General features: G+C 68.2%; 24 protein-coding genes. 9 read left to right on the top strand and 15 right to left on the bottom strand.

Annotation, left to right across the window (positions count from 1 at the left end; all coding sequences use genetic code 11):
- Positions 1–120 precede the first annotated feature (120 nt).
- A complete protein-coding gene (serA, locus tag E2F46_RS14070) occupies positions 121–1,362 on the top strand; it encodes a phosphoglycerate dehydrogenase (RefSeq protein WP_133323166.1) in 1,242 nt (413 codons plus the stop codon).
- A gap of 199 nt (positions 1,363–1,561) precedes the next feature.
- On the opposite strand, the gene E2F46_RS14065 is transcribed toward serA, so the two are convergent.
- Positions 1,562–2,098 (bottom strand): NUDIX hydrolase, encoded by a 537-nt coding sequence (locus E2F46_RS14065; protein ID WP_165967484.1) that lies wholly within the window; start codon positions 2,096–2,098, stop codon positions 1,562–1,564.
- A 221-nt stretch (positions 2,099–2,319) separates the two neighbouring features.
- Between E2F46_RS14065 and E2F46_RS14060 the strand changes: the two genes are divergently transcribed.
- The 7 genes from E2F46_RS14060 to E2F46_RS14030 all read left to right on the top strand — a co-directional run bounded on the left by E2F46_RS14060 (position 2,320) and on the right by E2F46_RS14030 (position 10,017).
- Entirely contained in the window at positions 2,320–3,789 is a 1,470-nt protein-coding gene (locus E2F46_RS14060; protein ID WP_133323162.1) for an amino acid permease, read from the top strand.
- A 235-nt stretch (positions 3,790–4,024) separates the two neighbouring features.
- Positions 4,025–5,533, top strand: a complete 1,509-nt coding sequence (gene nhaC / locus E2F46_RS14055) for a Na+/H+ antiporter NhaC (protein ID WP_133323160.1) — start codon at positions 4,025–4,027, stop codon at positions 5,531–5,533.
- 46 nt (positions 5,534–5,579) lie between these two features.
- Positions 5,580–6,941: a sodium-dependent transporter gene (locus tag E2F46_RS14050; protein WP_133323158.1), complete on the top strand. Its 1,362-nt coding sequence runs from the start codon at positions 5,580–5,582 to the stop codon at positions 6,939–6,941.
- Between the two features lie 43 nt (positions 6,942–6,984).
- A complete protein-coding gene (locus tag E2F46_RS14045) occupies positions 6,985–7,632 on the top strand; it encodes a methylthioribulose 1-phosphate dehydratase (protein ID WP_133323155.1) in 648 nt (215 codons plus the stop codon).
- Positions 7,633–7,742: 110 nt separating this feature from the next.
- Entirely contained in the window at positions 7,743–8,303 is a 561-nt protein-coding gene (locus tag E2F46_RS14040) for a 1,2-dihydroxy-3-keto-5-methylthiopentene dioxygenase (RefSeq protein WP_133323153.1), read from the top strand.
- A 144-nt stretch (positions 8,304–8,447) separates the two neighbouring features.
- A complete protein-coding gene (mtnC, locus tag E2F46_RS14035) occupies positions 8,448–9,158 on the top strand; it encodes an acireductone synthase (protein WP_133323151.1) in 711 nt (236 codons plus the stop codon).
- A 1-nt stretch (position 9,159) separates the two neighbouring features.
- The gene (locus tag E2F46_RS14030; protein ID WP_165967481.1) at positions 9,160–10,017 is read left to right on the top strand and encodes a C13 family peptidase; all 858 of its coding nucleotides are present in this window, start codon (positions 9,160–9,162) and stop codon (positions 10,015–10,017) included.
- 33 nt (positions 10,018–10,050) lie between these two features.
- Here the strand turns inward: E2F46_RS14030 and E2F46_RS14025 are convergent, their stop codons facing one another.
- Together E2F46_RS14025 and E2F46_RS14020 are read right to left on the bottom strand one after the other, a co-directional pair.
- A complete protein-coding gene (locus E2F46_RS14025; protein ID WP_133323147.1) occupies positions 10,051–10,638 on the bottom strand; it encodes a YdeI/OmpD-associated family protein in 588 nt (195 codons plus the stop codon).
- Positions 10,635–12,173: a calcineurin-like phosphoesterase C-terminal domain-containing protein gene (locus E2F46_RS14020; RefSeq protein ID WP_133323145.1), complete on the bottom strand. Its 1,539-nt coding sequence runs from the start codon at positions 12,171–12,173 to the stop codon at positions 10,635–10,637. The genes E2F46_RS14025 and E2F46_RS14020 overlap by 4 nt, the downstream gene beginning before the upstream one ends.
- Before the next feature lie 133 nt (positions 12,174–12,306).
- On the opposite strand from E2F46_RS14020, the gene E2F46_RS14015 reads away from it, so the two are divergent.
- Complete coding sequence (locus tag E2F46_RS14015; RefSeq protein ID WP_133323143.1) at positions 12,307–14,139, top strand: sensor domain-containing diguanylate cyclase; 1,833 nt, start codon at positions 12,307–12,309, stop codon at positions 14,137–14,139.
- A gap of 12 nt (positions 14,140–14,151) precedes the next feature.
- Here E2F46_RS14015 and hisIE read toward each other — a convergent pair whose 3' ends face one another.
- From hisIE to hisS, 12 genes are all read right to left on the bottom strand, one after another.
- Positions 14,152–14,760: a bifunctional phosphoribosyl-AMP cyclohydrolase/phosphoribosyl-ATP diphosphatase HisIE gene (hisIE, locus tag E2F46_RS14010; RefSeq protein WP_133323141.1), complete on the bottom strand. Its 609-nt coding sequence runs from the start codon at positions 14,758–14,760 to the stop codon at positions 14,152–14,154.
- The gene (gene hisF, locus E2F46_RS14005; protein ID WP_133323139.1) at positions 14,757–15,527 is read right to left on the bottom strand and encodes an imidazole glycerol phosphate synthase subunit HisF; all 771 of its coding nucleotides are present in this window, start codon (positions 15,525–15,527) and stop codon (positions 14,757–14,759) included. Before hisF ends, hisIE begins: the two co-directional genes overlap by 4 nt.
- Complete coding sequence (gene hisA / locus E2F46_RS14000; RefSeq protein ID WP_133323137.1) at positions 15,521–16,291, bottom strand: 1-(5-phosphoribosyl)-5-[(5-phosphoribosylamino)methylideneamino]imidazole-4-carboxamide isomerase; 771 nt, start codon at positions 16,289–16,291, stop codon at positions 15,521–15,523. Before hisA ends, hisF begins: the two co-directional genes overlap by 7 nt.
- Positions 16,288–16,890: an imidazole glycerol phosphate synthase subunit HisH gene (gene hisH, locus E2F46_RS13995; protein WP_133323135.1), complete on the bottom strand. Its 603-nt coding sequence runs from the start codon at positions 16,888–16,890 to the stop codon at positions 16,288–16,290. Before hisH ends, hisA begins: the two co-directional genes overlap by 4 nt.
- Positions 16,887–17,966 carry a bifunctional histidinol-phosphatase/imidazoleglycerol-phosphate dehydratase HisB gene (hisB, locus tag E2F46_RS13990; RefSeq protein WP_133323133.1) on the bottom strand — a complete coding sequence of 360 codons (1,080 nt, stop codon included), beginning with the start codon at positions 17,964–17,966 and terminating at the stop codon, positions 16,887–16,889. Before hisB ends, hisH begins: the two co-directional genes overlap by 4 nt.
- A complete protein-coding gene (hisC, locus tag E2F46_RS13985; RefSeq protein WP_133323131.1) occupies positions 17,963–19,039 on the bottom strand; it encodes a histidinol-phosphate transaminase in 1,077 nt (358 codons plus the stop codon). The genes hisB and hisC overlap by 4 nt, the downstream gene beginning before the upstream one ends.
- Complete coding sequence (gene hisD / locus E2F46_RS13980) at positions 19,036–20,349, bottom strand: histidinol dehydrogenase (RefSeq protein ID WP_133323222.1); 1,314 nt, start codon at positions 20,347–20,349, stop codon at positions 19,036–19,038. Before hisD ends, hisC begins: the two co-directional genes overlap by 4 nt.
- Before the next feature lie 11 nt (positions 20,350–20,360).
- A complete protein-coding gene (gene hisG / locus E2F46_RS13975) occupies positions 20,361–21,275 on the bottom strand; it encodes an ATP phosphoribosyltransferase (protein ID WP_133323129.1) in 915 nt (304 codons plus the stop codon).
- Positions 21,276–21,286: 11 nt separating this feature from the next.
- Positions 21,287–21,613 (bottom strand): YerC/YecD family TrpR-related protein, encoded by a 327-nt coding sequence (locus tag E2F46_RS13970; RefSeq protein WP_133323127.1) that lies wholly within the window; start codon positions 21,611–21,613, stop codon positions 21,287–21,289.
- A 127-nt stretch (positions 21,614–21,740) separates the two neighbouring features.
- The gene (locus E2F46_RS13965) at positions 21,741–22,097 is read right to left on the bottom strand and encodes a hypothetical protein (protein ID WP_133323125.1); all 357 of its coding nucleotides are present in this window, start codon (positions 22,095–22,097) and stop codon (positions 21,741–21,743) included.
- 18 nt (positions 22,098–22,115) lie between these two features.
- Entirely contained in the window at positions 22,116–23,999 is a 1,884-nt protein-coding gene (locus E2F46_RS13960; protein ID WP_133323123.1) for an HAL/PAL/TAL family ammonia-lyase, read from the bottom strand.
- Complete coding sequence (gene hisS / locus E2F46_RS13955; protein ID WP_133323121.1) at positions 23,996–25,399, bottom strand: histidine--tRNA ligase; 1,404 nt, start codon at positions 25,397–25,399, stop codon at positions 23,996–23,998. Before hisS ends, E2F46_RS13960 begins: the two co-directional genes overlap by 4 nt.
- Positions 25,400–25,474: the final 75 nt, after the last annotated feature.

Below are 25,474 nucleotides of genomic sequence, written 5' to 3'. Positions count from 1 at the left end.
AGAAGATCGTTGCAAATCCTGTCGCCGGTCGTTCCCGCGGTCGCGATGATGCAGTGCGGAAAACATGCGCGCCATCTGGCATAGTGCTGCGCTCCCCGCCCCGCATGGAACCGATCGCGCATGTCGCCTCCGAAGACCTCGTTCCCGAAGCAGGACATCCGCGTCGTGCTGCTGGAGGGCATCAGCCGCAACGCCGAACAGGTGTTCCGCGATGCCGGCTACACGCAGGTCGAGGTGCTGCCCGGTTCACTGTCTGGCGAGGCGCTGCGCGACAAGATCGCCAGCACCCATATCCTCGGCATCCGCTCGCGCACGCAGCTGACTGCCGAGGTGCTGGCCGAGGCGCGGCGCCTGATCACCGTGGGCTGCTTCTGCATCGGCACCAACCAGGTCGACCTGGACGCCGCGGAACTGGCCGGCATCCCGGTGTTCAACGCGCCCTATTCCAACACCCGCAGCGTGGCCGAACTGGTGATCGCCGAGACCATCATGCTGGCCCGGGGCATCCCGCAGAAGAACGCCGAGTGCCACCGCGGCGGCTGGAGCAAGTCCGCAGCCGGCAGCCACGAGGTGCGCGGCAAGACGCTGGGCATCATCGGTTACGGCCACATCGGCACCCAGGTCGGCGTGCTGGCCGAATCGCTGGGCATGCAGGTGCTGTTCCACGACATCGAAACCAAACTGTCGCTGGGCAACGCGCGCCCCGCCGCCAGCCTCGACGACCTGCTGGCGCGCGCCGACGTGGTGACCCTGCACGTGCCGGAAACCCCGGCCACGCAGATGATGTTCGGTGCAGCGCAGATCGCACGGATGAAGCCCGGCGCGCACCTGATCAATGCCGCGCGCGGCACCGTGGTGGACATCGACGCGCTGGCCGCGGCGCTGGAGTCGGGGCACGTAGGCGGCGCCGCGGTGGATGTGTTCCCGGTGGAGCCGAAAGGCAACGCCGAGCGCTTCGAATCGCCGCTGGCGCGGTTCGACAACGTGATCCTCACCCCGCATGTCGGCGGCAGCACGCTGGAGGCGCAGGACAACATCGGCACCGAGGTGGCGGCCAAGCTGGTGCGCTACAGCGACAACGGCAGCACGCTGTCCGCGGTGAACTTCCCCGAGGTCACCCTGCCCGAGCACGACGGCAGCCACCGCATCCTGCACATCCACCGCAACGTGCCGGGCGTGCTGTCGAAGATCAACGATGTGTTCTCGCGAGAAGGCATCAACATCGACGGCCAGTACCTGCGCACCAACCCCAAGGTCGGCTACGTGGTGATCGATACCGCGGCATCGGTGGAACAGGCCACGCGGCTGCGCGCGGAACTGTCGGCGATCGAGGGCACGCTGCGGACGCGGGTGCTCTACTGAGGCAGGAGTGAGCGGGAAGCGTGCTGCTTTTGCTCGTCATCCCGGCGCAAGCCGGGACCCAGTGCCGTTCGATCTGCAGCGGACCGATGCCCGCAAAACTTCGCCGGGTCCCGGCTTGCGCCGGAATGAGGGCGTCGGGCGTCATCGCCCCGGGACATGAGCCTGCTCGCGCTTTCGCCCACTTCTCACCCCTCTCCGCTCACGCCTCGCTCCTCCTCCCCAACCACTTTCGCGCCATCCGCCGAAGCGAGGCATCGTAGGCAGCGTCCCGTGCCACCTCGACGATCGGTCGCCATGCCAACGCATGCGATTCTTCGCTGACGGTGAAGGCTTCGCTGGCGCCGGTGCGCACCACGTAGCGCACGTCGTAATGCCAGTGCCCCGGCACGCCCTTGTGCTCCGGGATCCAGTGGCGGTCGAGGTCGAAGATCGCCGGTTCCACCCACAGCCCGGCCAGGCCCGACTCCTCTTCCGCCTCGCGCAGTGCGACGCGCGCCAGGTCGCGGTCGCCGTCTGCGTGTCCGCCCAGTTGCAACCACAGGCCCAGCTTGCGGTGGTGGGTCATCAGCAGCCGCTGCCCGCTGCAGTCGACCAGCCACGCCGACGCGGTGAAGTGACCCTCCAGCCGGTCGCGGAGGAAGGGATCGTCCGGATCGTCCAGCAGCGCCTGGAATTGGGCCGCGGTGGCGGACTCGTCGGGATGGCGCTGTCCGTAGGCCGAAAAAGCAAAGGTCAACGGGCCATGGTCGACCGGGATGTGCAACGACAAGCGCGATACCTCTCAGCGGTTGCGGGAACACGATTATCGCGCCAACCCGGTCGGCCGGCGCTTGTGCCCGGCTGCCGCGTTTGGCAAGGTACGGGCGGCGCGGCGCCCCCACCCCACCGCTTCGCTTCCACGGCTGACCACCCGTGCGGCCATCCGGTCGCATGCCAGCCCCAAAACAGGAATCGCAGATGTCGAAGAGTCTTTTCAGGGTGAAGCCGGTCGAACCGGCGCCGCACGTCGATGCCGGCGAACCGGTCGAGGGCAGCCTGCAGGGCGAGGCGACCCTCAAGCGCACGCTGACGGCCCGTCATCTCGTCCTGCTGGGCATGGGCGCGGTCATCGGGGCCGGCATCTTCGTGTTGACCGGCCAGGCAGCCGCCAACCACGCAGGTCCCGCGATCATGCTGAGCTTCGTGCTGGCGGGATTCGCCTGCGCGCTCGCCGGCCTGTGCTACGCCGAATTTTCGGCATTGCTACCGGTCTCGGGCAGTGCCTACTCGTATTCGTACGCCACGCTGGGCGAATTCGTCGCTTGGTTCATCGGCTGGTGCCTGGTTCTGGAATACCTGTTCGCATCATCCACCGTGGCGGTGGGGTGGTCGGGCTACTTCGTGAGCTTCCTGACCACGACGCTTGGCATTCCCTTCCCTGCCGAACTCGCCGGCGCGCCGATCGCGTGGGAAGACGGCGGGTTCGTGCGCACCGAAAACATGTTCAACCTGCCGGCAGTGATGATCGTAGCCGCTGTCAGTGGTCTGTGCTATGTGGGCATCACGCAATCGGCCTTCGTCAACGGGATCGTGGTGGCGATCAAGACCGCCGTGATCGCCGCCTTCATCGGCATCGGTTTCTTCTACGTCGATCCGTCCAACTGGACGCCGTTCATCCCCGAGAACACCGGCCCCGGGCAGTTCGGCATGGACGGTGTATTCCGTGCAGCCACGATCGTGTTCTTCGCCTACATCGGCTTCGACGCAGTCTCCACCGCGGCCGGCGAAGCCAAGAACCCGCAGCGCGACATGCCGATCGGCATCCTCGGTTCGCTGGCGATCTGCACCATCATCTACATCGCGGTGTGCGCCGTGCTGACCGGCATGATGCCGTACACCGAGCTGGGCACCGCCAAGCCGGTCGCGACCGCACTGGAGCCCTACGCCAACCTCGCCTGGCTGAAGACGGCCGTGGAGATCGGCGCCATCGCCGGCCTGTCGTCCGTCATCCTGGTGATGCTGATGGCACAGCCGCGCATCTTCTACACGATGTCGCGGGACGGCCTGCTGCCGAAACTGTTCGGCAGGGTGCACCCCAAGCACCAGACGCCCTACGTCGGCACGATCATCGTCGGCATCGCCGCGTGCCTGCTTGCCGGCCTGATGCCCTTGAGCGTCCTTGGCGAACTGGTGTCCATGGGGACCCTCATCGCATTCGCCACGGTCTGCCTCGGCGTGCTGGTGCTGCGCTACACGCGCCCGGAACTGCATCGCCCGTTCCGCGTGCCGGCGGCGAACATCATCTGTCCGATGGGCTTCCTCGCCTGCATGTTCCTGTTCTTCCAGTCCTTCCCGGAGCACTGGAAGCTGTTTGTCGGCTGGACCGCCGTTGGCATGGTGATCTACTTCGCCTACGGCTATCGGAACAGCAAGCTCAATCGCGCCTGATCCTGCGGCGCGCTTGCCCGCCGGCGTTTCACGCGGGGTGCATGCGGGCCGACGCTCTGGCACCCTGTCCGTGCATCCGCGGGCATGCCGGTGCGCACGTGCTGCGTGCAGCGGTAGATCGGCGACAGGTCCGGTGATGCACCGGACCTGTCGCGGCGGGACACCTGCATGGATGCCCGCCTTGCCCGCGGCCGCACGCCTTCCATTCCACGGTATCCACAGGGACTGAACAGACATGGTTGCAACCCACGGACGTGAGCCCTCCCTGTTGCAGGCGCTGACGCCGCTGTTGTTCCTTGCCGTGGCACTGGGGCTTGCGGTGTATCTGTACGCCGACGACGCCTCCTACGGCGCCAACCAGATCTCGTTGCTGCTGGCGGCCTGCCTGGCCGGGATCATCGGCCTGCGCAATGGCCTGTCCTGGGACGACGTGCAGCAGGCGCTGGTGCAGGGCGTATCGCTGGCGGTCGTGCCGATCTTCATCCTGCTGGCGGTCGGTGCGCTGATCGGCACCTGGATCCTCAGCGGCACCGTGCCGACGATGATCGTGTACGGCATGCAGCTGATGCACCCGGCCTATTTCTACCCCGCGGCCTGCCTGATCTGCGCGATCGTCGCCGTCACCATCGGCAGTTCGTGGACGGTCGCCGGCACGCTGGGCGTGGCGCTGATCGGCGTGGCGCAGGGCCTGGACATGTCGCTGCCCATCACCGCCGGCGCCGTCATCTCCGGTGCCTATTTCGGCGACAAGATGTCGCCGCTGTCGGACACCACCAACATCGCGCCGGCCGCCGCCGGCAGCGAGCTGTTCGCGCACATCCGCCACATGGTCTGGACCACCGGCCCGAGCATCGTGATCGCGCTGGTGCTGTTCGCGCTGATCGGGCTGGGCGGCAGCCGCAGCGAGGGCGGCGATGCCTTCGGCGACCTGCCGGCGTTGCTGGATGCGCAGTTCACCCTCGGCTGGTACCTGCTGCTGCCGATGCTGGTGGTGTTCGTGCTGGCGATGCGGCGTTTTCCCGCCTTCCCGACCATCCTCATCGGCGCACTGCTGGGGGCGGTGTTCGCCGTGGTGTTCCAGCCAAACGTGGTGGTGGCGTTGGCCGGCGACGACGCCTCGTCGCGCGGCATGGCCCTGCTGTCGGGCGCGTGGACGGCGCTGTTCAACGGCTACCAGGCCGACACCGGCAACGCCGCGCTCGACGACCTGCTGACCCGTGGCGGCATGTCCAGCATGCTCAACACGGTGTGGCTGGTCGTCTGCGCAATGGGCTTCGGTGCGGTGATGGAGCGTACCGGCCTGCTGGAACGGCTGATCCGCAGCGTGCTGAAGGCGGCGCGCTCGACCGGTTCGCTGATCGCGTCCACGCTGGCCACGGCGTTCGGCGCCAACGTGGTCACCGCCGACCAGTACATGTCGATCGTGCTCACCGGCCGCCTGTTCCAGCCCGAGTACCGCAAGCGCGGGCTGGCCCCGGAGAACCTGTCGCGTGCGCTGGAAGACGCCGGCACCATGACCTCGCCGCTGATCCCGTGGAACACCTGCGGCGCGTACATGGCCGCCACCCTTGGCGTCGCCACGCTGGACTACCTGCCCTACGCGTTCTTCAACCTGGTCAGCCCGCTGGTGGCACTGGTGCTGGCGTATGCCGGGTTCAAGATCCTCCGGCTGCCGGCCACGACGGCCACGGCGGAATCCCCGCCACTGCCCGACACCATCGACCCGCCCGCGCCGCGCGGTTGACGCCTGCACGCGCCCTGCCTGCCCCTACCCTTCCCCGGATCCGCACATGGACAAGACGACTTCCATCCACGGCATGTGGTCATCGCGCCTGATGTTCATCCTGGCCGCCACCGGTTCCGCGGTGGGCCTGGGCAACATCTGGCGCTTCCCGTACATGACCTCGGACAACGGCGGCGGCGCGTTCGTGCTGGTGTACCTGGCCTGCATCGCCATCGTCGGCCTGCCGATCCTGTTCGCCGAAGTGCTGATCGGCCGCCACGGCCGGATGAGCCCGATCAACACCCTGCGCGGCCTGGTCCGCGACAGCGGCAAGAGCCGCGGCTGGGTGGGCATCGGCTGGATCGGCATCGTCGCCGGCATCCTGATCCTCAGCTTCTACAGCGTGGTCGCCGGCTGGACCCTGCACTACGCCTGGCTGTACCTGAAGCAGCTGCTGGGCGGCGCGCACATCACCGACCCCGGCGCCACGTTCACCGAACTGCTGGCCAGCCCGTTCGAACTCACCTTCTGGCACGCGCTGTTCATGCTGCTCACCGTGCTGGTGGTGGCGATGGGCGTCGAAAAGGGCCTGGAGCGCGCCGTGCGCTTCCTGATGCCCGCCCTGTTCGTGCTGCTGCTCGCATTGGTGGCCTACGGCGTCACCACCGGCTACATGGGCCAGGCGATGGCGTTCCTGTTCAAGCCTGACTGGTCCGAGATCGACGGCAACGTGTTCCTGCGTGCGATGGGCCAGGCGTTCTTCTCGCTCAGCCTGGGCATGTGCGCGATGATGACCTACGGCGCCTACCTGCCGCGCGAGGGCGTGTCGATCCCGCGCGTCGGCATCGCGGTGGCGTTGACCGATACCACGGTGGCCCTGCTGGCGGGGATGGCGATCTTCCCGATCGTGCTGTCGTTCGGGCTGGACCCGGCCGGCGGCGGGCCAGGCCTGATCTTCACCTCGCTGCCGCTCGCGTTCGAGGCGATGTCGATCGGCGCGGTGTACGGGCTGCTGTTCTTCGGCCTGCTGTCGGTGGCGGCCTGGACCTCGTCGATCTCGCTGCTGGAGCCCGCAACGGCGTTCATGGTCGAGAAGTTCGGCATCAAGCGCCGCAAGCTGGCCGCCCTGTCGATGGCCGGCCTGTGCTGGGCACTGGGCCTGCTGTCGGTGCTGTCGCTCAACGTGTGGTCGGGCGTGCGCATCTTCGACCGCGACATCATGGGGTTCATCGAATTGATCGCGAACGACCTGATGCTGCCGCTGGGCGGACTGCTGATCGCCCTGTTCACCGGCTGGGTACTCAACCGCACCGTGCTGCGCGAGCAGCTGTCTGAAATGCCCGAATGGCTGTTCAACGCCTGGCGCTGGCTGCTGCGCGTGGTCGCGCCGCTGCTGGTGCTGGTGGTGCTGGTGCGCGCCCTGCTCTGATGCCGCCACGCGGAGGCGACGGGGCGTCGGCTAGAATCCCGGCATGGACCATGACGCCCTGCCCTACGACCGCCACCGCCTGTCGGTGCTTGCCGACGCGTTGATCGCCAACATCCGCGAACTGGCGCAGCTGGGCTGGACGCCCGCGACCAGCAGCAATTTCTCGCAGCGGCTGGACGATCGCCATGCCGCGATCACGGTGTCCGGCCGCGACAAGGGCAGGCTGGTGGAAAGCGACATCATGGTGGTGGATTTCGACGGCAAGGCCGTCGGCAGCGACCATCGACCGTCGGCGGAGACCCTGCTGCACACGCAGCTGTACGCACGTTTCGGCGAGGTCGGCTGCATCCTGCATACGCATTCGCGCAACCAGACGGTCGCCTCGCGGCTGTTCGCAGGCGCCGGCCGCGTGCGCCTGGAAGGCTACGAATTGCTGAAGGCGTTCCGCGGCAACGAGACGCACGAGACCGCCATCGACCTCCCGGTGCTGCCCAACAGCCAGCACATGCCGACGCTGGCCGCGCAGGTCGATGCCCTGCTCGACGCCGCCCCGATGTGGGGCTACCTCATCGACGGCCACGGGCTCTACGCCTGGGGCCGCGACATGGCCGAGGCCCGCCGCCACCTGGAGGCGTTCGAGTTCCTGCTGGGCTGCGAGCTCGACATCCGCCGGCTGACGGCTGGACACTGAGTCGCTGGCGTCGTTGCAGCCGCGTCGCGCCTGCGTTCCGCCGCCGTGACGCCCGACCGCCGGGCAGCTGCTACGCTTTCGCCTTCGACCCGCCCCACGAGCCGAACGCCATGAGCCGCCTCCGCATCTTTTCCGACACGGCCCCCGACCGCCCCGAACTGGCCACGCACGACGGCGAGGAGATCGCGCGCGAACTGGCGAAGATCGGCGTGCATTTCGAGCGCTGGCAGGCCAGCCAGCCGGTCGAGGCCGGGGCCACGCCCGAGCAGGTGCTGGCCGCGTACAAGGCCGACATCGACCGCATCAGCGCCGAACGCGGCTTCACCACGGTCGACGTGATCAGCATCGCCCCGGACAACCCGAAGAAGGACGAGCTGCGCGCCAAGTTCCTCGACGAGCACTTCCACAAGGAAGACGAGGTGCGGTTCTTCGTCGATGGCTCCGGCCTGTTCACCCTGCACGTCGAAGACAAGGTCTACGAGATCGAGTGCGTGAAGGACGACCTGATCGCAGTGCCGGACGGCACCACGCACTGGTTCGACATGGGCCCGGAGCCGCGCTTCGTGGCGATCCGGTTCTTCGAGCAGCCCGACGGGTGGATCGGCCACTTCACCGGCACCGATATCGCGCGGAAATTCCCGCGCTACGAGAATCCCGCGCCGGGCGGTTGATCGGCTCGACAAGCACTTTCGCCATCGACTGCCCACGCGCATGACTGAAGTCCGTCGTCCCGGCGCAAGCCGGGCTGACGGAAACAGGAACGCGCGCCGTCCGCCCCACCAAAATCCAAGCCCGGGAAGCGGTACGCTATCCGCATGACCACCCCTGCCCCCGCGCCGATCATCCTCACCGACATCGAAGGCACCACGTCGTCGATTTCGTTCGTCAGGGACGTGCTGTTCCCCTACGCCCGCCGCGCGCTGCCACGCTTCGTGCGCGAGCATGGCGACGAGCCCGGGGTCCGCCAATGGCTGGACCAGGTGGCGGCCGAGAACGGCGGCCTGTGCCAGGACGGGATGATCGTGGAGACCCTGCAGGGCTGGATCGACCAGGACCGCAAGCACACCGCGCTGAAGGCGCTGCAGGGCATGGTCTGGGAAGCCGGTTACCGCGATGCCGACTTCACCGCGCCGGTCTACCCCGATGCCGTCGACGCGCTGCGCGGCTGGCATGCGACCGGCAGCACCCTGGCGGTGTATTCCTCCGGATCGGTGCCGGCGCAGAAGCTGCTGTTCGCGCATACCGATGCCGGCGATCTTGGTGGCTTGTTCTCCGGCTGGTTCGATACCGGCATCGGCGGCAAACGCGAGTCGTCGAGCTATGCGCGCATCGCCAAGGCACTGGATGCTGCGCCGGGCGACATCCTGTTCCTGTCCGACGTGGTCGCCGAGCTCGATGCCGCGCGCGATGCCGGCCTGCGCACGGCGCTGGTCGACCGCCGCGAGGACTATCCCGAACCGCGCGGCGGCGACGCCACCGGCGGCCACCTGCGTATCGAACGCTTCACGGACCTGGCGGCCGGCTGACATGCGCCTGCGCCTGTTCGCCCTGCTGCTGGCGTGCTGCGCCCCGGGCGTCGCGGGCGCGAGCGAAGCCTCCGAACGCGCCGCACGCGACCTGCAGCGCATCGATGCCGCGCTCGCCGCGATGCCGGCACAGCGCCCCGGCGCGGTCGACCTGTACGTGGTCGGGTTCGCCGGCGACGGCAACGAACAGGTCTTCGGCAACGAAGTCGCCTACCTGCGCACGCTGATGGCGCAGCGACATGGCAACGAGGGACGCACACTGGTACTCGCAAACCGTCCCGATGCGCGGCGACGCGAAGACACGCCATTGGCCACGCTCGACAACCTGCGCCACGCGCTGGCCGGCATCGCCGCCACCATGGACCCGGAGGAAGACCTGCTGCTGGTCTACCTCGCCTCGCACGGCACGGCCAGACACCAGTTGGCCGTCGGACAACCCGGCCTGTTCGAAACCTTCCTCAAGCCCACCCAGTTGCGCGTCGCGCTGGACGATGCCGGCATCCCCCGGCGCGTGGTCATCGTCTCGGCCTGCTATTCCGGCGGCTTCATCCCGGCGCTGCAGGACGCGGGCACGATCGTGCTGACCGCGGCACGGCACGACCGCACCTCGTTCGGCTGCGGCGACACCGAAAGCGCCACCTACTTCGGCCGCGCCCTGCTGGTCGAAGGCATGAACCGCGATGGCGGCCTGCTGGACGCCTTTCAGTACGCGCGCCGCCAGGTGGCACGCCGCGAAAAAATGGACCGGCTCACCCCGTCCGAGCCGCAGATGGATGTCGGCAGCGACGCACTCGCACGCCTGCAGGCGTGGGAAGCCGGCGCGCAGCGCGGCCCGGTGGCGGCCTACCCGCACGATTGATGCTGGCCCGCGCGCGGGGGTTGCCGGCACGATTCAACCGTGGAGTTTCTCGCCCCTGGCGAGCATGGCCACGAACTTCTCCGCGCGCGCGCGCTTCGTTTCCGGCTTCACCGCCGTCTGCACGCGCCAGCAAAACGCATAGCGATTGGTCCTGTCGAGCGCATCGAAGAACGCCTTGGCCTTGCGGTTCTTCGCCAGCAGCGCGGCCAGCTCCGGCGGCACCTCCATCCGCGAAGCGCCGGCGTATGCGGCCTGCCAGCGGCCGTCGGCCTTGGCAGCATCCACCTGCCGCAAGCCCGCCGGTTGCATGCGCCCGGCCGCGACCAGGCGCTCCACCTTCTCGATGTTGATTTTCGACCAGAGGCTGCGCGGCTTGCGCGGCGTGAACCGCTGCAGGAAGAAGTCGGTATCGAGCGACTTCTTCAGGCCGTCGATCCAGCCATGGCACAGCGCGACATCCAACGCCTCGGCATAGGTGACCGACGCGATGCCGGAGCCCTTCTTGGCGATTTTCAGCCACATGCCGGGGCTGTCTTCGTGCCTGGACAGCCAGGCTTGCCAGGCGGCGGCGTCGCGGAAATGGCGCACCGGCAAGTCCGTTGGCAGTTCGACCATGGTCATTCCCTCCAGTCCTGCAGCCGATAGTCGATGACGGCACGATGCTCGCCGCCGGCATCATCGAACGCGCGTACTTCGACGCGGTGCACGCCCAGCGGAAGCCGCGTGTCCAGCGCACCCCGCCACAGGTGCGTGGACAGCTCCGCCTCCGGCGAGCGATCCAGGCCACGCAACCCGTCCGACAGGTCGTCGAGCGTATTCTGGATGCGCAAGCGCGGATCGGCCTGCAAGACCTTCTGCATCGGCGCCCATTCGCGTTCGCCGATGCGGTACTCGACGCGCGTGCCGTCGTGGCCCATCCAGACATTGGCGAACACGCCCCAGGCCGGGTAGGCGCCCCGCCGCAGCACCCTGGGAGCATGCAGGGCCATCGCCGCGGTGATCGCCGGATCATCGCCATCCACGCCCGTCGGGCGCCAGGCCAGCCGGTAATCGCCGCTGGCACCGATGTCGAGCACCGCATAGCCCCGCGGCGTGCCGTCAGCCATCGTCGCTACCGGAATGCCCTGCGCGTCGCGCATGCCAGACCAGTACGCGCCGCTCGCGGCGCCCACGTTGTATTCGTGCAGGGGCGCGGCGCCGTGCCAGCCCTCGGCCCCACCGTGGAAGAACTGGCGCTGCGTGTGGCGATGCGCACTGAGCAGCAACACGTTCGGGAAATCCTGCAACAACGCGAACAGGCGCTCGCGATCCGACGTGCGGAGGGTCCCGGGCCGGCCGGCCGCTGCGGTATCGAACCACGGGATGTGCGCGGCCACTACCAGCAGCCGGTCGCGTGGCGCATGCGGCAGGTAGGCCTCGAGGAAGGCGAACTGATCGTCGCGAAGGCCGCCGATGTAGGCCGGCCGCTGCCCGGGCATCGACACCACGTTGTCCAGCACCACGAAGCTCGCCTGCGACGACTGCCAGGCGAAGGTATCCGGGCCGTAGACTGCGCGAAACGCGGTCAAGGCATCGCCGTCATCCTGCGCACCGGGATCGACATCGTGGTTGCCCGCCAGGTGCAGCCAGGGAACGCCGATCGACGTGGTGGCTGCGTTCAACGCCGGGTACAGGGCCGCGACATCGTTGGTCACGTCTCCCAAGGTGATGCCGAGTGCAACCTCCGATTCTCCACGTGCCGGCGCGACGATGGCGCGCGCGTAGTAATCGACTTCCTGCGCGTCCGAAGTCTGGGGGTCGGCGAATACCAGGACGCGCTGCGTCTCCTGCGCTGCATTGGCATCCCTCGTGAGCCTGAAATCGCCGCAGTCGCTGCGCCAGAACGCAGGCAATCCATCCGCAGCCATCGGCACGGCAAAGCCATCGGGGGCGATGACGAACAACTCCCGGTGATGCGCGGGCATGTCGATGCGATAGCGCCCCTCCTGGTCGGTGGCCACCACGCCACGACCGTCGGAAACCAGCGCCCCCGGTACCGCGGCCTGCCCGCCGTGCAGAAGCACCCGCCCTTCGCAGCTGGTACCGGCGGCAGCGCCGCCGTCCGCCGTCGTGGCCAGCGCCAGCAAGAGTCCCGCAAACGTTTCCAATCCCTGCACTTGTCTGGTCCCGGCTCCGAATCACGTGGATTATGCGGGCGGAAGATGATTTCGCGTGGACGCTGGTCTAATCTGAACGTGCTCCCGGGAAGGGACGCGTCCCCGGCCGGGGCGCCGGGAGCCGGGGAGTTCAATGCAGGGAACGAAGCTCGCCATATTCTTCTCCAGCAACTGCCTGTTGCTGCTGCTCGCCTGTGCCACGGCCTTCGCGCAGGCACCGCAACCACTGGTCATCGCGCCCGGTGACAGCGATGTGCCGCTGTCGCCGCACATCCGCTACCACCACGACAGCGAATCCACCCTGCGCCCGGAAGATGCCTGGCAGCACGCGCAGACCCGGGACTTCGCGCCTTTGCCCGACGGTCGCGATGCGTTCGGTTTCCAGCGTGGCGCGTTCTGGTTCCATCTCCCTGTGGTCAACCAGAACCCCGAAGAGCCACGCTGGCTGCTGGTGCAGTCGTATCCCCTGAGCGATCGCATCGACGTCTACGCGCGCTACCCGGATGGTCGCGTGGTGCACCATGCCGGGGGCGACAGCCTGCCGTTCGAGGCGCGCAGCGTGCGCTACCGCCACCCGAACTTCCAGTTCGAGCTGCCGCTGGACACGCCCGTCGAATTCCTGGTGCGCGTGGAAAGCCAGAGTTCGATGCAGGTGCCGTTGCGGCTGTACACGCCCAAGGCCTTCACCGAGCTGTCGCGCGATGCGCAATTCATCATCGGCATCTACTACGGCATCCTGCTGGCGCTGTTCTTCTACAACCTGGTGCTTTGGATCTCGCTGCGCGACGCGAGCTACTTCTGGTACCTGATGCACATCAGTGCATTCGGCCTGGTGCTGTTCACCCTCAACGGCTTCGGATTCGAATACCTGTGGCCAAATTCGCCCTGGCTGGCGGACCGGGCGGTCCCGCTGTCGATCTGCCTGGCGTTGATCGGCATGCAGCAGTTTGCACGAACCTTCCTCGACCTGCCGAAACGATGGCCGAAGGGCAATCTCGTCAGCCTCGCGCTGATCGCTTTCTTCATCGTCTGGGGCATCGCCTCGGTGTGGCTGCCCTATCGCATCTCCACCCCGGTGGCGTCGCGCGCGGTGCTGCTGGGCGTGCTGTGGATCGCCATCGCCAGCGTGGTGGTACTGCGCCAGGGCTACAAGCCGGCCCAGCTGTTCCTGCTGGCGTGGGGCATGTTCCTGCTCGGCACCACCCTGTTCACGCTGGTGGCATTCGGCATCGTTCCCAAGACCCTGGTGACCGAATACGGCGTGCAGATCGGGTCGGCGCTGGAGATGCTGCTGCTGTCGATCGCACTGGGCCACCGTTACGGCGTGTTGCGCAACGAGAACGAGCGGATCACCGCCGAGGCCAACCAGCAGCTGGAGCGCAAGGTGGCGCAGCGCACGCAGGAAGTGCGCCACGCCCTGGTGCAGCTGGAGGAAGCGCACGAGCGCCTGCGCGATTCCAGCCGCCGCGACGGCCTGACCGGACTGTACAACCGCACCTACTTCCACGAACGCTTCGAGACGATGCTCGACGAATGCCGCGATGCACGGCGGCCGCTGTCCTTGCTGATGATCGACCTGGACCATTTCAAGTCGATCAACGACCAGCACGGCCATCTCGTCGGCGACGATTGCCTGCGCTGGGCGGCGCAGCGGATCGGCAAGACGCTGCGTCCGCATGATGCATTGCTGGCCCGCTTCGGCGGCGAGGAATTCGTGGTCGCGCTGCCGGCCACCGACCTGCGCACGGCGGTAGCCGTGGCCGAAAGCGTGCGACAGGCCCTGGTCGCGGATGCCTGCACCTCGCAGGAGCTCAGGGTTTCCATTTCTGCCAGCATCGGCGTGCACACCGTGGCTGCCGACGCGATGGATGACATCGACGATGCCTTCGAAACCGCGGACCGGGCGCTGTACGCAGCCAAGGCGAACGGCCGCGACTGCGTGCGCACTTCGATCACGGCCGCCTGAGGCGGGCGGCCCTCAGCCCGCGCGTGAAGCCAGCTTGGCCTCCAGTTGCGCAAGCCCCAGTCCGCGCGCGCGCAGCAGCACCAGCAGGTGGTAGGCCAGGTCGGCCGCTTCGCCGAGCAGTGCGTCGTCATCCTCCGCCACCGCCGCGAGCGCCGTCTCCACGCCTTCCTCGCCGACCTTCTGCGCGATGCGGCGCACGCCAGCTTCGAACATGCGCGTGGTGTAGCTGCCGTCCGGCCGCTCCGCTTCACGCGCGCGGACCAACGCCGACAGCTCGCCGAGCGCCGACGCCGGCGCCTCCGGAAAGCAGCTGGGACGCTGCAGATGGCAGGTGGGCCCGTTCGGCCGCGCCAGTACCAGCAGGGCGTCCTGGTCGCAGTCCACGTCGATCGACACCAGCGACAGCGTGTGGCCGGAACTCTCACCCTTCTTCCACAGTCGCCCCTTGCTGCGGCTGAAGAAGGTGACCTCGCCACCCTCGCGTGTCGCGGCCAGCGCATCGGCGTCCATGTAGCCCAGCATCAGCACGCGCAGGGTGTCGGCATCCTGCACGATCGCCGGCAGCAGGCCGTCGCCCTTGGCCCAGTCCAGCTGGTCGAATCGATCGGTCGTCGTGTTCATTCGCGTACCTCGATGCCCTGCGTGCGCAGTTCGCGCTTGAGCGCGGGGATGGCCAGCCGGCCGGAATGGAACACGCTCGCGGCCAGCGCCGCGTCCACATCGGCCACGCGAAACGCCTCGGCGAAGTGCGCGGCCTCGCCGGCACCACCCGACGCCACCAGCGGCACGTTGCACACGGCACGCACCGCCTTGAGTTGCGCGATGTCGTATCCACGGCGGACGCCATCGCTGTCCATGCAGTTGAGCACGATCTCGCCTGCGCCCAGCCGCTGCACTTCGACCACCCAGTCCAGGGTACGGCGCCCAGGCGCACGCATGCCGTCCGGGTCACCGGTGTGGCTGCGCACGCGCCATTCGCCATCGTCCTCGCGGGTGGAATCGATGCCGACCACCACGCACTGCACGCCGAATTCGACGGCGAGCTCCGACACCAGCTGCGGACGCTCCAGTGCCGGGGTGTTGATCGACACCTTGTCCGCACCGGCATGCAGCACCGCGCGCGCGGTGGCCACGTCGCGGATGCCGCCGGCCACGCAGAACGGGATGTCGAGTTGCGACGACACCCGCTCCACCCAGTCGACGTCGACGGAACGCCGCTGCGGGCTTGCGCCAATGTCGTAGAACACCAGTTCATCCGCGCCTTCGTCGCGATAGCGGAGCGCGAGATCGACGATGTCGCCCATGTCCACGTGGTCGCGGAACTTCACGCCCTTCACCACGCGGCCATCGCGCACGTCCAGGCAAGGCACGATGCGACGGCTCAGCACGGCGTATCACCACGTCTGGTGGCCACGAAACCTTCGGGCAGGGTCAACTTGCCTTCCAGCAGCGAACGCCCCAGCACCACGCCGGCGCAGCCGAGACGCTGCACGCGCAGTACGTCGTCGAGGTTGCGCACGCCACCGGATGCCTGCACCTGCAGCGTAGGCACGGTGAGCTTCAGCGCCTGGTACAGCTCGAGGTTCGGCCCGGTCATCATGCCGTCGCGGGAAATGTCCGTGCACAGCAGGTGCTGCAGGCCGGCGCGCGCATAGCGTGCAGCCATCAGCTCCAGCGTGCCGGCCGCGGTTTCGGTCCAGCCGTGCACCGGCAGGCGCCAGGCGCCGGCACGATCCTGCCGGGTATCTAGCGCGACGGTGATCCGCTCGCTGCCGAACGCATCCAGCCACGACAGCACGGTGTCGGGTTCACGCACGGCCAGCGAGCCGACCACCACGCGCGCGGCGCCTGCGGCCAGGATCGCGGACACATCGTCCCGCGTGCGCACGCCGCCCCCCGTCTGCACCTGCAGGCCGGTCGTATCCACGATCTGCCGCACCAGCGTCGACAGCGTGTAGCCGCCGGCGCGCGCCGCATCCAGGTCGACCAGGTGCAGCCATGCCGCGCCCTGCTTCGCGTAGGCGGTGGCCAGCTGCAGCGGGTCGTCGCCGTAGCGCGTTTCCTGGTCGTAGTCGCCCTGCGACAGGCGTACGATCCTGCCCCCGCGCACGTCGATGGCCGGATACAGGGTGAAGGCTTGGGCGGTGCTCATGCGGCCTCCATCGAAAGGAAATTGCGCAACAGCGTGGCGCCCGTCGCGGCGGAACGCTCGGGGTGGAATTGCGCGCCCACCACGTTTCCGCGCCGGACCACGGCGGCGAACGCGGGGCCGTGCGTGGTGCTGGCGATGCAGTCCGCGGTCATCGGCGCGGCGTAGCTGTGCACGAAGTAAGCATTCGCACCGGCTTCGACTCCCGCGAGCATATCGTCACTGCGCGTCGCCGACAGCTGGTTCCAGCCCATGTGTGGCACGCGAATCCCGGGCGATGACGGCAGCCTGGCGACCGTGCCCGACAACAGGCCGAGGCACGGCGTGTCGTCTTCCTCGGAATGCTCGAACAGCAGCTGCATGCCGACGCAAACACCCAGCAGCGGTTGCCGCAACGTGCGCAGCACCTCCACCAGACCGCGATCGCGCAACCGCCGCATGACCGTCGCCGCGGTACTCACGCCGGGCAGGACCACGCGCCGCGCCCCGCGGATGGTATCGGCATCGTCGCTCAGCAGCGGCTCCACGCCCAGCCGCCGCAGCGCCCAGCGCACCGACCCGAGGTTGGCGCCGCCGGCGTCGACAAGCACGACGTCGCTCACAGCACGCCCTTGGTCGAGGGCAAGTCCGCGCCCTCGCGACGCACCGCCATGCGCAGCGCACGCGCGAAGGCCTTGAAACAGGCCTCGACCTTGTGGTGGTCGTTCTCGCCGTCGACCTTCAGGTTGAGGTTGAGCGCGGCGGCGTCGCAGACCGAGCGGAAGAAGTGCTCGACCAGCTCGGTCGGCATGTCGCCGACCCGTTCGCGCTTGAAGCTGCCATCGAAGACGAGGTACGGGCGCCCACCGAAATCCAGCGCCGCACTGGCGAGGGTTTCGTCCATCGGCAGGGTGAAGCCGTAGCGCGCGATCCCCCGCTTGTCGCCGAGTGCTTCGCGCAGGGCCTGCCCCAGCGCGATGCCGGTGTCCTCGATGGTGTGATGCTCGTCGATGTGAAGGTCGCCTTCGGCCTTCACCATCAGTGCAATGCCGCCATGCTTGCCGATCTGGTCCAGCATGTGGTCGAAGAACGGCAACCCGGTGGACACGCTGGCGTCGGCTGCGTGGTCGAGGTCCAGTTCGACCGTGATTCGGGTTTCCTTCGTATCGCGCTGTACGCGGGCACGGCGCGGCGCGTCGGCCAGTTCGTGCGCGATACCGGCCCAATTCCACTCGCCGCCGAACTGCTGGGTCTTCAGCTGGAAGCCGCGGATGCCTAGGTTGTCGGCGAAACGCAGATCGGTGTCGCGATCGCCCACCATCGCCGAGCGGTCGAGGTCGATGCCACGGTCGCGCAGGTAGTGCTGCACCAGCCCCAGCCCTGGCTTGCGCGTGGGCGCGTTGTCGGCCGGCCAGCTGCAGTCCACCAGCACCTCGCGGAAGCGGATGCCCTGGCTCTCGAACACCTGCAGCATCAGGTCGTTCGGCCCATCGAAGCTGGCACGCGGGTAGCCTTCCGTGCCCAGCCCATCCTGGTTGGTGACGATGACGAACTCGAAGCCGGCGTCACGCAGCTTCAGCATGGCCGGAATCACGCCACGCACGAAGCGCAGCTTCTCGTAGGCATCGATCTGGAAATCCGCCGGCTCCTCGATCAGGGTGCCGTCGCGATCGACGAACAGGATCTTCTGGCCACTCATGTCTTCCTCCCCGCGCCCAGCGCCGACAGCACCCGATCATTCTGCTCAGGGGTGCCGATGGTGATGCGCAGTGCGTCGCCCAAACCCGGCGCCGCGCGCTGGTCGCGCACCACCACGCCTGCAGACAGCAGCGCATCGAAGGCCGCCTGCGCATCCTCGAAGCGCACCAGCAGAAAGTTGGCCTGCGAGTCGTAGACACGACGCACGCCCGGCAATGCCGCCAGCGCGGGCTGCAGGCGCGTGCGCTCGGCAACGACCAGGTCGATCCGCGCACGCGTCGCCTGCAATGCGTCATCGTCCAGACCGGACACCGCCAGTTGCGCGCAAGGCGTGGGCACCGGATACGGTGCCTGGCAGCGACGCAGCACCGCGGTCAACTCCGGCGCCGCGATCGCCACCCCGATCCGGGCCGCTGCCAGGGCGTGCGCCTTCGACAATGTCCGAAGCACGACCAGGTGATCGAACTGCTTCAGCAGGGTCAACGCCGAGGGCATGTCGGAGAACTCGGCATAGGCCTCGTCCACCACCACCAGCGCCCTGCCCTCCGCAGCCTGCGCGATCGCCGCCACCATGTCCAGCGACAGCGACGCACCACCCGGATTAAGGGGCGAACACAGGAACACCAGCTTCACCGGCTGCCCGGCAATCGCCTTGGTGATCGCTGCGACATCCACGACAAGACCGTCGATGGCATCGAGCAACGGCACTTCCAGCAAGGGCGCACCCTGCAGCCGCGCGCTCACTGCGTACATGCCGAACACCGGCGGGGTGACCAGCACGGCATCGCGTCCCGGCACGCAGGTGGTGCGCACCAGCAGGTCGATGGCTTCGTCGCTGCCGCGGCCGATCAACAGGCTGTCGACCGCCACGCCATACAGTGACGCCAGCGCGGCCTGGAGCTGCGGCGGCTGCGGGTCCGGATAACGACGGCATCCACCCTCGCCGTCGGCGGGATTCGGCCACGCCGATTCGTTGGCATTCAGCCACACCTCGCCACGCAAGGTTTCGGTGCGCGCCGACTTGTAGCCCGAAAATTCGCGCAAGTCCTGTCGCACCAGCGAGAGCACGCTCATGCCGCGCGCTCCTGCGATGCCAAGGCGCGCAGGCGCATGCGCACGGCCTGCGCATGCGCTTCCAGCCCTTCGGCTTCGGCCAGCCTGATCGCGCAACCACCGATCACGCCAATGCCCGCAGCCGTCGCCGACTGCACGCTGACGAAGTTCTGGAAACTGGCGACCGACACGCCGCTGTACGCGCGCGCCGCACCGGCGGTGGGCAGCACATGGTTGGTGCCGCTGCAGTAGTCGCCCAGCGCTTCGGGCGTGTAGTCGCCCAGGAACACCGAGCCGGCAGCCTCCACGCGATCCAGCCAATCGCGTGGTGCGCGCAGCGCCAGAATCAGGTGCTCCGGGGCATAGTCGTTGCTGATCGCGAACGCGTCTTCGAGGGCGTCGACGAGGATCAATCGCGACTGCGCCAGGGCCTCGCTGGCAATGCCGGCACGCGGCAAGGCTTCCAGCTGGGTCTCGAGTTCGGACTGCACGCGGTCCAGCAAGTCCCCGCTGTCGCTGAGCAGCAGCACCTGCGAGTCCGGCCCATGTTCGGCCTGCGACAGCAGGTCTGCGGCGACGAACGCGGCCTCCGCGCCCTCGTCCGCGATCACCAGCACTTCGGACGGACCCGCCGGCATGTCGATCGCCGCCACGCCCGCTTGCGCCACCTGCTGCTTGGCCTCGGTGACGAAACCGTTGCCCGGCCCGAACAGCTTGTCGCAGCGCGGCACGCTGCCGGTGCCGTACGCCATCGCCGCGATCGCCTGCGCACCGCCCAGCTTGAACACGCGATGCACACCCGTCAGGCGCGCCGCGACCAGTACCGCGGGATCGGCGCTGCCATCCCTGCGCGGTGGCGTGCACAGCACCACTTCGCGACAGCCCGCCAGCTTCGCCGGCACCCCAAGCATCAGTGCGGTCGACGGCAGTGGCGCACTGCCCGCCGGCACATACAGGCCCACGCGCCGCACCGGACGGATCACCCGTTCGCAGGTCACGCCGGGTGCGGTCTCGACGGCGTACGCGCGGGCCATGCCCTCGGCATGGAAGCGTTCGATCCGCGCGGCCGCGTCGCGCATGGCCACGACCAGGGTTTCAGCCACGGCCGACTCGGCCGCCTCGAACTCTTCGGGCGTCACTTCGAACGTCGACAGCGACACGCCATCCAGCCGCCGCGTCAGCTCGCGCAGCGCCACGTCGCCGCGGGCACGCACGTCATCGATCACGTCGGACACCACCGCGCGTGTCTGCCCGGCCACCGCCTGCACGGGGCGCTGCAGTGCCGCGGTACGCGCGCTGGCGTCCAGCGCCGACCAATCCATGCGCTGCATGGTCAACACGCTCATGCCAGCATCCTTTCGACCGGCAGCACCATCAGCCCGCGCGCGCCGGCACGCTTCAGGTCCTCGAGACGCTGCCAGGTCATCGCGCCGTGGCACAGCGCCTGCAATGCCAGGGTGTCGGCGCCATCGACCTGCAGCATCGTCGGCGTCTCGGCGTCGGGCAGCAGCTTCAGCAGCGCCGGCACTTCGGCGCGCTGCGCCTGGAACATCAGCAGCCGGCTGTCGCGCAGCCGCAGCACGCCATCCAGGCGACGCAGCAGCATGTGCGCCAGCTCGCCACGCGCATCGGTGAACGCTTGTACGGGACCCGCCAGCACGGCTTCGCTGCGCATGATGGTTTCCACCGGCTTGAGCTGGTTGGCCGCCAGCGTGGCGCCGCTGGAGACGAGGTCGCAGACCACATCGGCCTGGCCGAGCCGCGGCGCGATCTCGACCGAACCCGACAGCATCACCACACTCGCCTCCACCTGCTGTTCCGCCAGCCACTTCGCCAGCAGTCCGGGATAGCTGGTGGCGATGCGCTTGCCCTGCAGCGAGGCCGCGCCCTGCCATTCCCAGGCATCCGGCACGGCGATGTCGAGCCGGCAGCCGCCAAAGCCCAGCGCGCGCACCTCCTTCGATACCTGCGGCTTGCCGCCACCGGCACGCTCCGCCGCCTGCTCTTCCAGCACGTTGCGACCGACGATGCCGTAGTCGCAGACGCCATCGGCCAGCAGCCCGGGGATGTCGTCGTCGCGCACCAGCAGCAGGTCGACCGGCAGCGTCTCGCCGTAGCAGAACAGCTTGTCGCGGCTCTCGCGCCAGGACAGGCCGCAGGAGGCCAGCAGGGCGCGTGCGGGCTCGCTCAGGCGACCCGATTTCTGGATGGCGATGCGCAGGCGATCGCGCGCCGCGGGTGCGGCCGTGGGACTCATCAGGGGATTCCTCAGTGTTGGGGCGCGAGCCGGGGGTACTGGCGCTTCACCGCGGCGGCATAACCGCCCTCGCCGCGCTCGAGCGTACGCGCCACCCGTCCGATGGTGGTCACGCTGACCAGGGTGCGCTCATGGATCTCGCGGTATGGCATGCCCTGCAGCAGCAGCGGCACTACGCGCCAGCGGTCCGACATCGCCTCCAGTTCCGCCGGCGTGCACAGGTCCTGCAGGAATGCAGCCACGTCGTCCGGCTTGTCCAGCGACGCCAGCGCCTTCGCCAACGCCATGAACGAGGCGCTGGCGTCGGATTCCGGCAGGGGTTCGATGCGCTGCTTCATGGTACGTAATGTAATAGCGCGCTATTACATTAGTCAAGCGTGGTGTCCAGGTGCCATGCTCTCGCATCCGACGGATCAGCCATTCCTCTGTAGGGGCCATGGCTGGCCGGAGATCGGGCAAGCCGGTTCAGTCCACGGGCCGCCGGGCCATCATCCACCCCGCCACGACACCCGTGACCGCACCCGCCCATTCCAGCAGCACGCGGGTGCCCAGCATGTCAGGGTCGTGGATCTTCGACAGCGCGATTCGCGCGTAGACCGGTGATTCCAGCTGAGCGACGCCGAGGTAGAACAGGTGCCAGCTGTCGATGCCTGCACCCACGACCACCGCCGAGACGCAGGCCCAGCCGATTGCGCGCGCTTCCGGCCAGCCAGCGCGGCGCGCGACAAAGCGCCAGAGCCACCACAGCGCGAACCCGATCGCGAATGCGATGAGCGTTGCGAGCATGACGCCGGGCCAGCCCATGGGCAACGGCAGGTTCATCCGCGACGCGCCATGCCGTCAGCGGCCGATGGCGGCAAGCAGCGTACCGTCCGCCACCAGCGCCACTGCGGTCGCGACTTCGCCGTCCAGCACGCGATCGCGGTCGAGGAACGGGATCTGTTCGCGGATCGCGGCATGCGCCGCTGCAACGGCACGGCCCGGATGGAATGGCTCGGCCGCGGCCAGCTCGGCGCGCAGCGCCTCGACCTCTTCGAGGAAGACATCGTGCGACGCACTGCCCGCCGACGCGCCATGGATTTTCGCGGCCAGCGTTTCCGCATCCGCACGCCGCGCGAGATCGCGGGCGGCGTTGATCATGTCGAGGCGGAAGTCCAGCGCCTGCGCCGCGGTGTACAGCTCCAGTGCCAGCACCTTGCCCAGGTCGTCTGCCATCGACAGCACATGCCGCGCTTCATTGGTGCCCATCGAGACATGGTCTTCCGCGTTGGCACTGGTCGGCACCGAGTACACGCTGGCCGGGTGCGCGCGGGTGGCAAGGTCGTTGACGATGGCCGCCGCGGTGTACTGCACGATCATGAAGCCCGACTCGGTGCCATCCTCGTTGCCGATCAGGAACGCCGGCAGGCCGTCGTTGGTCGCCGGATCGACCAGCTTGTTGAGCCGGCGCTCGCTGATCGAGGCCAGCACCGGGATCGCCGCCTTGACCGCGCTCATCGCCAGCGCCAGCGGCATGCCGTGGAAGTGGCCGGCGGAGATGACCTGTTCCTCGACGTGCTCGGCCTGCTTGTCGGGGAACACCAGCGGGTTGTCGGTGACCGCATTGAGCTCGATCTCGAACACGCGCTTGGCATGCTCGATGGCGTCGCGCACCGCGCCGTGGACCTGCGGCACGCAGCGCAGCGAATAGCTGTCCTGCGGCTGGTGCTTCTTGCCGCCGCGGAACGGCTTGAAGCGTTCATAGAACTTTTCGCGGCCGTGGCGCTGGTCCTTCGGCACCCAGTCCCAGCCGATGTCGAAGCTGAGCGCACGCGCCTCGTCGATATCCCAACTGCCCGGCAGCCAGGTGCGGAAGCGCGGCACCAGGTGGTATGGGATGTCGGCCAGCGTCGAACCGTCCAGCAGTTCGCGCACATGCGCGGCGGCGCGCACCTGGCCCGGGTGCGGTCGCAGCGCGTGCACTTCCCCGGCGAACGCGCCGAGGCGACCGGCGAAGGCGTCGATGGTCATCGCCGCGGCGAGGTCGGCGGTGTCCAGCAGACGGTCCAGGCGATGCAGGGCCAGCACGCCGCTGGCCAGCATCTGCGCGGTGCCATTGTTCAGCGCCAGGCCTTCCTTGTACGACAGCGACACCGGCTGCAGGCCGGCGCGTTCCAGCGCGCGTGCACCCGGCATGCGCTCGCCCTCGAAGAAGGCCTCGCCCTTGCCCAGCAGCACGATGGCCAGGTGCGACAATGGCGCAAGATCGCCCGATGCGCCCACCGAACCCAGCGCCGGCACCACCGGCACGATGCCAGCGTTGAGCAACGCGGTCAGCGCTTCCAGCGTCTGCACGCGGATGCCCGAGTGGCCCCTGAGCAGCGTGTTGATGCGGATGCACAGCATCGCCCGCACCACGTCGGCGGCCAGCGGCTCGCCAACGCATACCGCGTGGGTGACGATGAGGTTGTACTGCAGCTCCTCGTGCAGCGAGCGACCGGATTTTTTCGCACCCGGCAACTCGTCGCGCAGCGGATGCGCGCCCAGCAACTTGTCGGCATTGCTGCCGAAACCGGTGGAGACGCCGTAGATCGGCTCTTCCCGACGCACCTGCTCGGCGAGGAAGTCGGCGGCGCGCGCCACGTCGAGCAGCGATGCCGGGTCGAGTTCGACCGGTGCGCCACTGGCCACCATGACCAGTTGGTCGCGGGTCAGCGACTTGCCATCGAGGCGGATCGACTTCATGGCGCCGCCTCCAGTCCCGCTTGCGCGCGCCACTGTTCGCGCTCCACCCGCAGGGTCGACCCCAGCTCGCCCTCGGCCACCTCGAACTGCTCGCCACGGCGCAAGTCCTTCACCGCCACCACGCCTTTCGCGGCCTCGTCCTCGCCGCGGATCACCACGAAGCGGATGCCGGCGCGATCGGCGTACTGCATCTGCTTGCCCAGCTTGCGCGCCTCCAGCTGGGTCTCGACGTTCAACCCGGCCGCGCGCAACTGCTGCGACAGCGCCAGCGCATGGTCGAGGCCGGCGTCGTCCAGCAGCGCCACCAGCACGTCGACGCTGCTTTCGGCGACCCCGACGATGCCCGCCTCACGCAGCTGCCAGAACAGGCGCGACAGGCCGATGGAGATGCCGACACCCGGCAGCTTCGATTTCGTGTAGTGGCTGGCCAGGTTCTCGTAGCGGCCACCCGAGCAGATCGACCCGATCTGCGGATGCGCATCCAGCGTGGTCTCGTACACGGTGCCGGTGTAGTAATCGAGGCCGCGTGCGATGGACAGGTTGATCGAGTAGCGCGCTTCCGGCACGCCCAGCGCACGCAGGCGCTGCAGCACTTCGCGCAATTCGTCGCGACCTTCCTCGAACAACGGCGAACCATCGCCCAGTGCGGCCAGCTTCGCCAGCGCGTCGTCGTGCGAGGCGGAGCGGACGCGCGAGAACGCCAGCAGCCGTTCCGCCACGACGGCGGACAGGCCGAATCCCTCACCCTGCAGCGTCTCGCGCACGGCGTCCTCGCCACGCTTGTCGAGCTTGTCGATCTCGCGCAGCACCGCCATCTGCGCATCGCCTTCGATGCCCTGCCCCTCGAACCAGCCGCGCAGCAGCTTGCGGTTGTTGAACTGGATCGTGAACTCGCCGATGTCCAGCGCCGCGAACACGGCGTGGATCACCGCCGGGATCTCGGCATCGTGGCGGATCGACAGCGCGTCCTTGCCGATCACGTCGATGTCGCACTGGTAGAACTCGCGGAAGCGCCCGCGCTGCGCGCGTTCGCCGCGATAGACGCGCTGCATCTGGTAGCGCCGGAACGGGAACGCGAGGTCGTGCTCGTGCTCGGCCACGTAACGCGCCAGCGGCACGGTCAGGTCGAAGCGCAGGGCGAGTTCCGGCAGCCCGTCGGCCGCCCCGCTTTCGGCAAGCTTGCCGAGCGCGCCGGTGGACTGCACGAAATACACCTGCCGCTCGGTCTCGCCGCCGGTCTTGGTCAGCAGCACGTCGGACAGCTCGAACACGGGCGTTTCGATGGGCAGGAAACCGAAGCCCTCGAAGGTGCGGCGGATGGTGTCCAGCATGCGCTGGAACGCGATCTGCTCGCGCGGCAGCAGTTCCATCGTGCCTGGGGGCGTGCGGGGCTTGATCATTCGGCCGGCTCGTCGCTGTGCAAAGGCGACATTCTATCCGGCAACCGCCGTGCCCCATGGGGCAATCCGTCCAAG

Source organism: Luteimonas aestuarii (assembly GCF_004357985.1).
In the GTDB taxonomy this organism is placed as follows: Bacteria; Pseudomonadota; Gammaproteobacteria; order Xanthomonadales; family Xanthomonadaceae; genus Luteimonas; species Luteimonas aestuarii.
This window is presented reverse-complemented; position numbering and strand designations above follow the sequence as displayed.

Coding starts and splice junctions, on each gene's coding strand:
- E2F46_RS14040 (WP_133323153.1), top strand. CDS start 7,743: ATGAGCCGCCTCCGCATCTTTTCCGACACGGCCCCCGACCGCCCCGAA.
- hisB (WP_133323133.1), bottom strand. CDS start 17,966: ATGAGTGGCCAGAAGATCCTGTTCGTCGATCGCGACGGCACCCTGATC.
- hisG (WP_133323129.1), bottom strand. CDS start 21,275: ATGAGTCCCACGGCCGCACCCGCGGCGCGCGATCGCCTGCGCATCGCC.
- hisD (WP_133323222.1), bottom strand. CDS start 20,349: ATGCAGCGCATGGATTGGTCGGCGCTGGACGCCAGCGCGCGTACCGCG.
- E2F46_RS13970 (WP_133323127.1), bottom strand. CDS start 21,613: ATGAAGCAGCGCATCGAACCCCTGCCGGAATCCGACGCCAGCGCCTCG.
- mtnC (WP_133323151.1), top strand. CDS start 8,448: ATGACCACCCCTGCCCCCGCGCCGATCATCCTCACCGACATCGAAGGC.
- E2F46_RS14030 (WP_165967481.1), top strand. CDS start 9,160: ATGCGCCTGCGCCTGTTCGCCCTGCTGCTGGCGTGCTGCGCCCCGGGC.
- E2F46_RS13960 (WP_133323123.1), bottom strand. CDS start 23,999: ATGAAGTCGATCCGCCTCGATGGCAAGTCGCTGACCCGCGACCAACTG.
- E2F46_RS14060 (WP_133323162.1), top strand. CDS start 2,320: ATGTCGAAGAGTCTTTTCAGGGTGAAGCCGGTCGAACCGGCGCCGCAC.
- nhaC (WP_133323160.1), top strand. CDS start 4,025: ATGGTTGCAACCCACGGACGTGAGCCCTCCCTGTTGCAGGCGCTGACG.
- hisS (WP_133323121.1), bottom strand. CDS start 25,399: ATGATCAAGCCCCGCACGCCCCCAGGCACGATGGAACTGCTGCCGCGC.
- hisA (WP_133323137.1), bottom strand. CDS start 16,291: ATGAGCACCGCCCAAGCCTTCACCCTGTATCCGGCCATCGACGTGCGC.
- E2F46_RS14025 (WP_133323147.1), bottom strand. CDS start 10,638: ATGACCATGGTCGAACTGCCAACGGACTTGCCGGTGCGCCATTTCCGC.
- E2F46_RS14045 (WP_133323155.1), top strand. CDS start 6,985: ATGGACCATGACGCCCTGCCCTACGACCGCCACCGCCTGTCGGTGCTT.
- hisIE (WP_133323141.1), bottom strand. CDS start 14,760: ATGAACACGACGACCGATCGATTCGACCAGCTGGACTGGGCCAAGGGC.
- E2F46_RS14015 (WP_133323143.1), top strand. CDS start 12,307: ATGCAGGGAACGAAGCTCGCCATATTCTTCTCCAGCAACTGCCTGTTG.
- hisC (WP_133323131.1), bottom strand. CDS start 19,039: ATGAGCGTGCTCTCGCTGGTGCGACAGGACTTGCGCGAATTTTCGGGC.
- E2F46_RS13965 (WP_133323125.1), bottom strand. CDS start 22,097: ATGAACCTGCCGTTGCCCATGGGCTGGCCCGGCGTCATGCTCGCAACG.
- serA (WP_133323166.1), top strand. CDS start 121: ATGTCGCCTCCGAAGACCTCGTTCCCGAAGCAGGACATCCGCGTCGTG.
- E2F46_RS14050 (WP_133323158.1), top strand. CDS start 5,580: ATGGACAAGACGACTTCCATCCACGGCATGTGGTCATCGCGCCTGATG.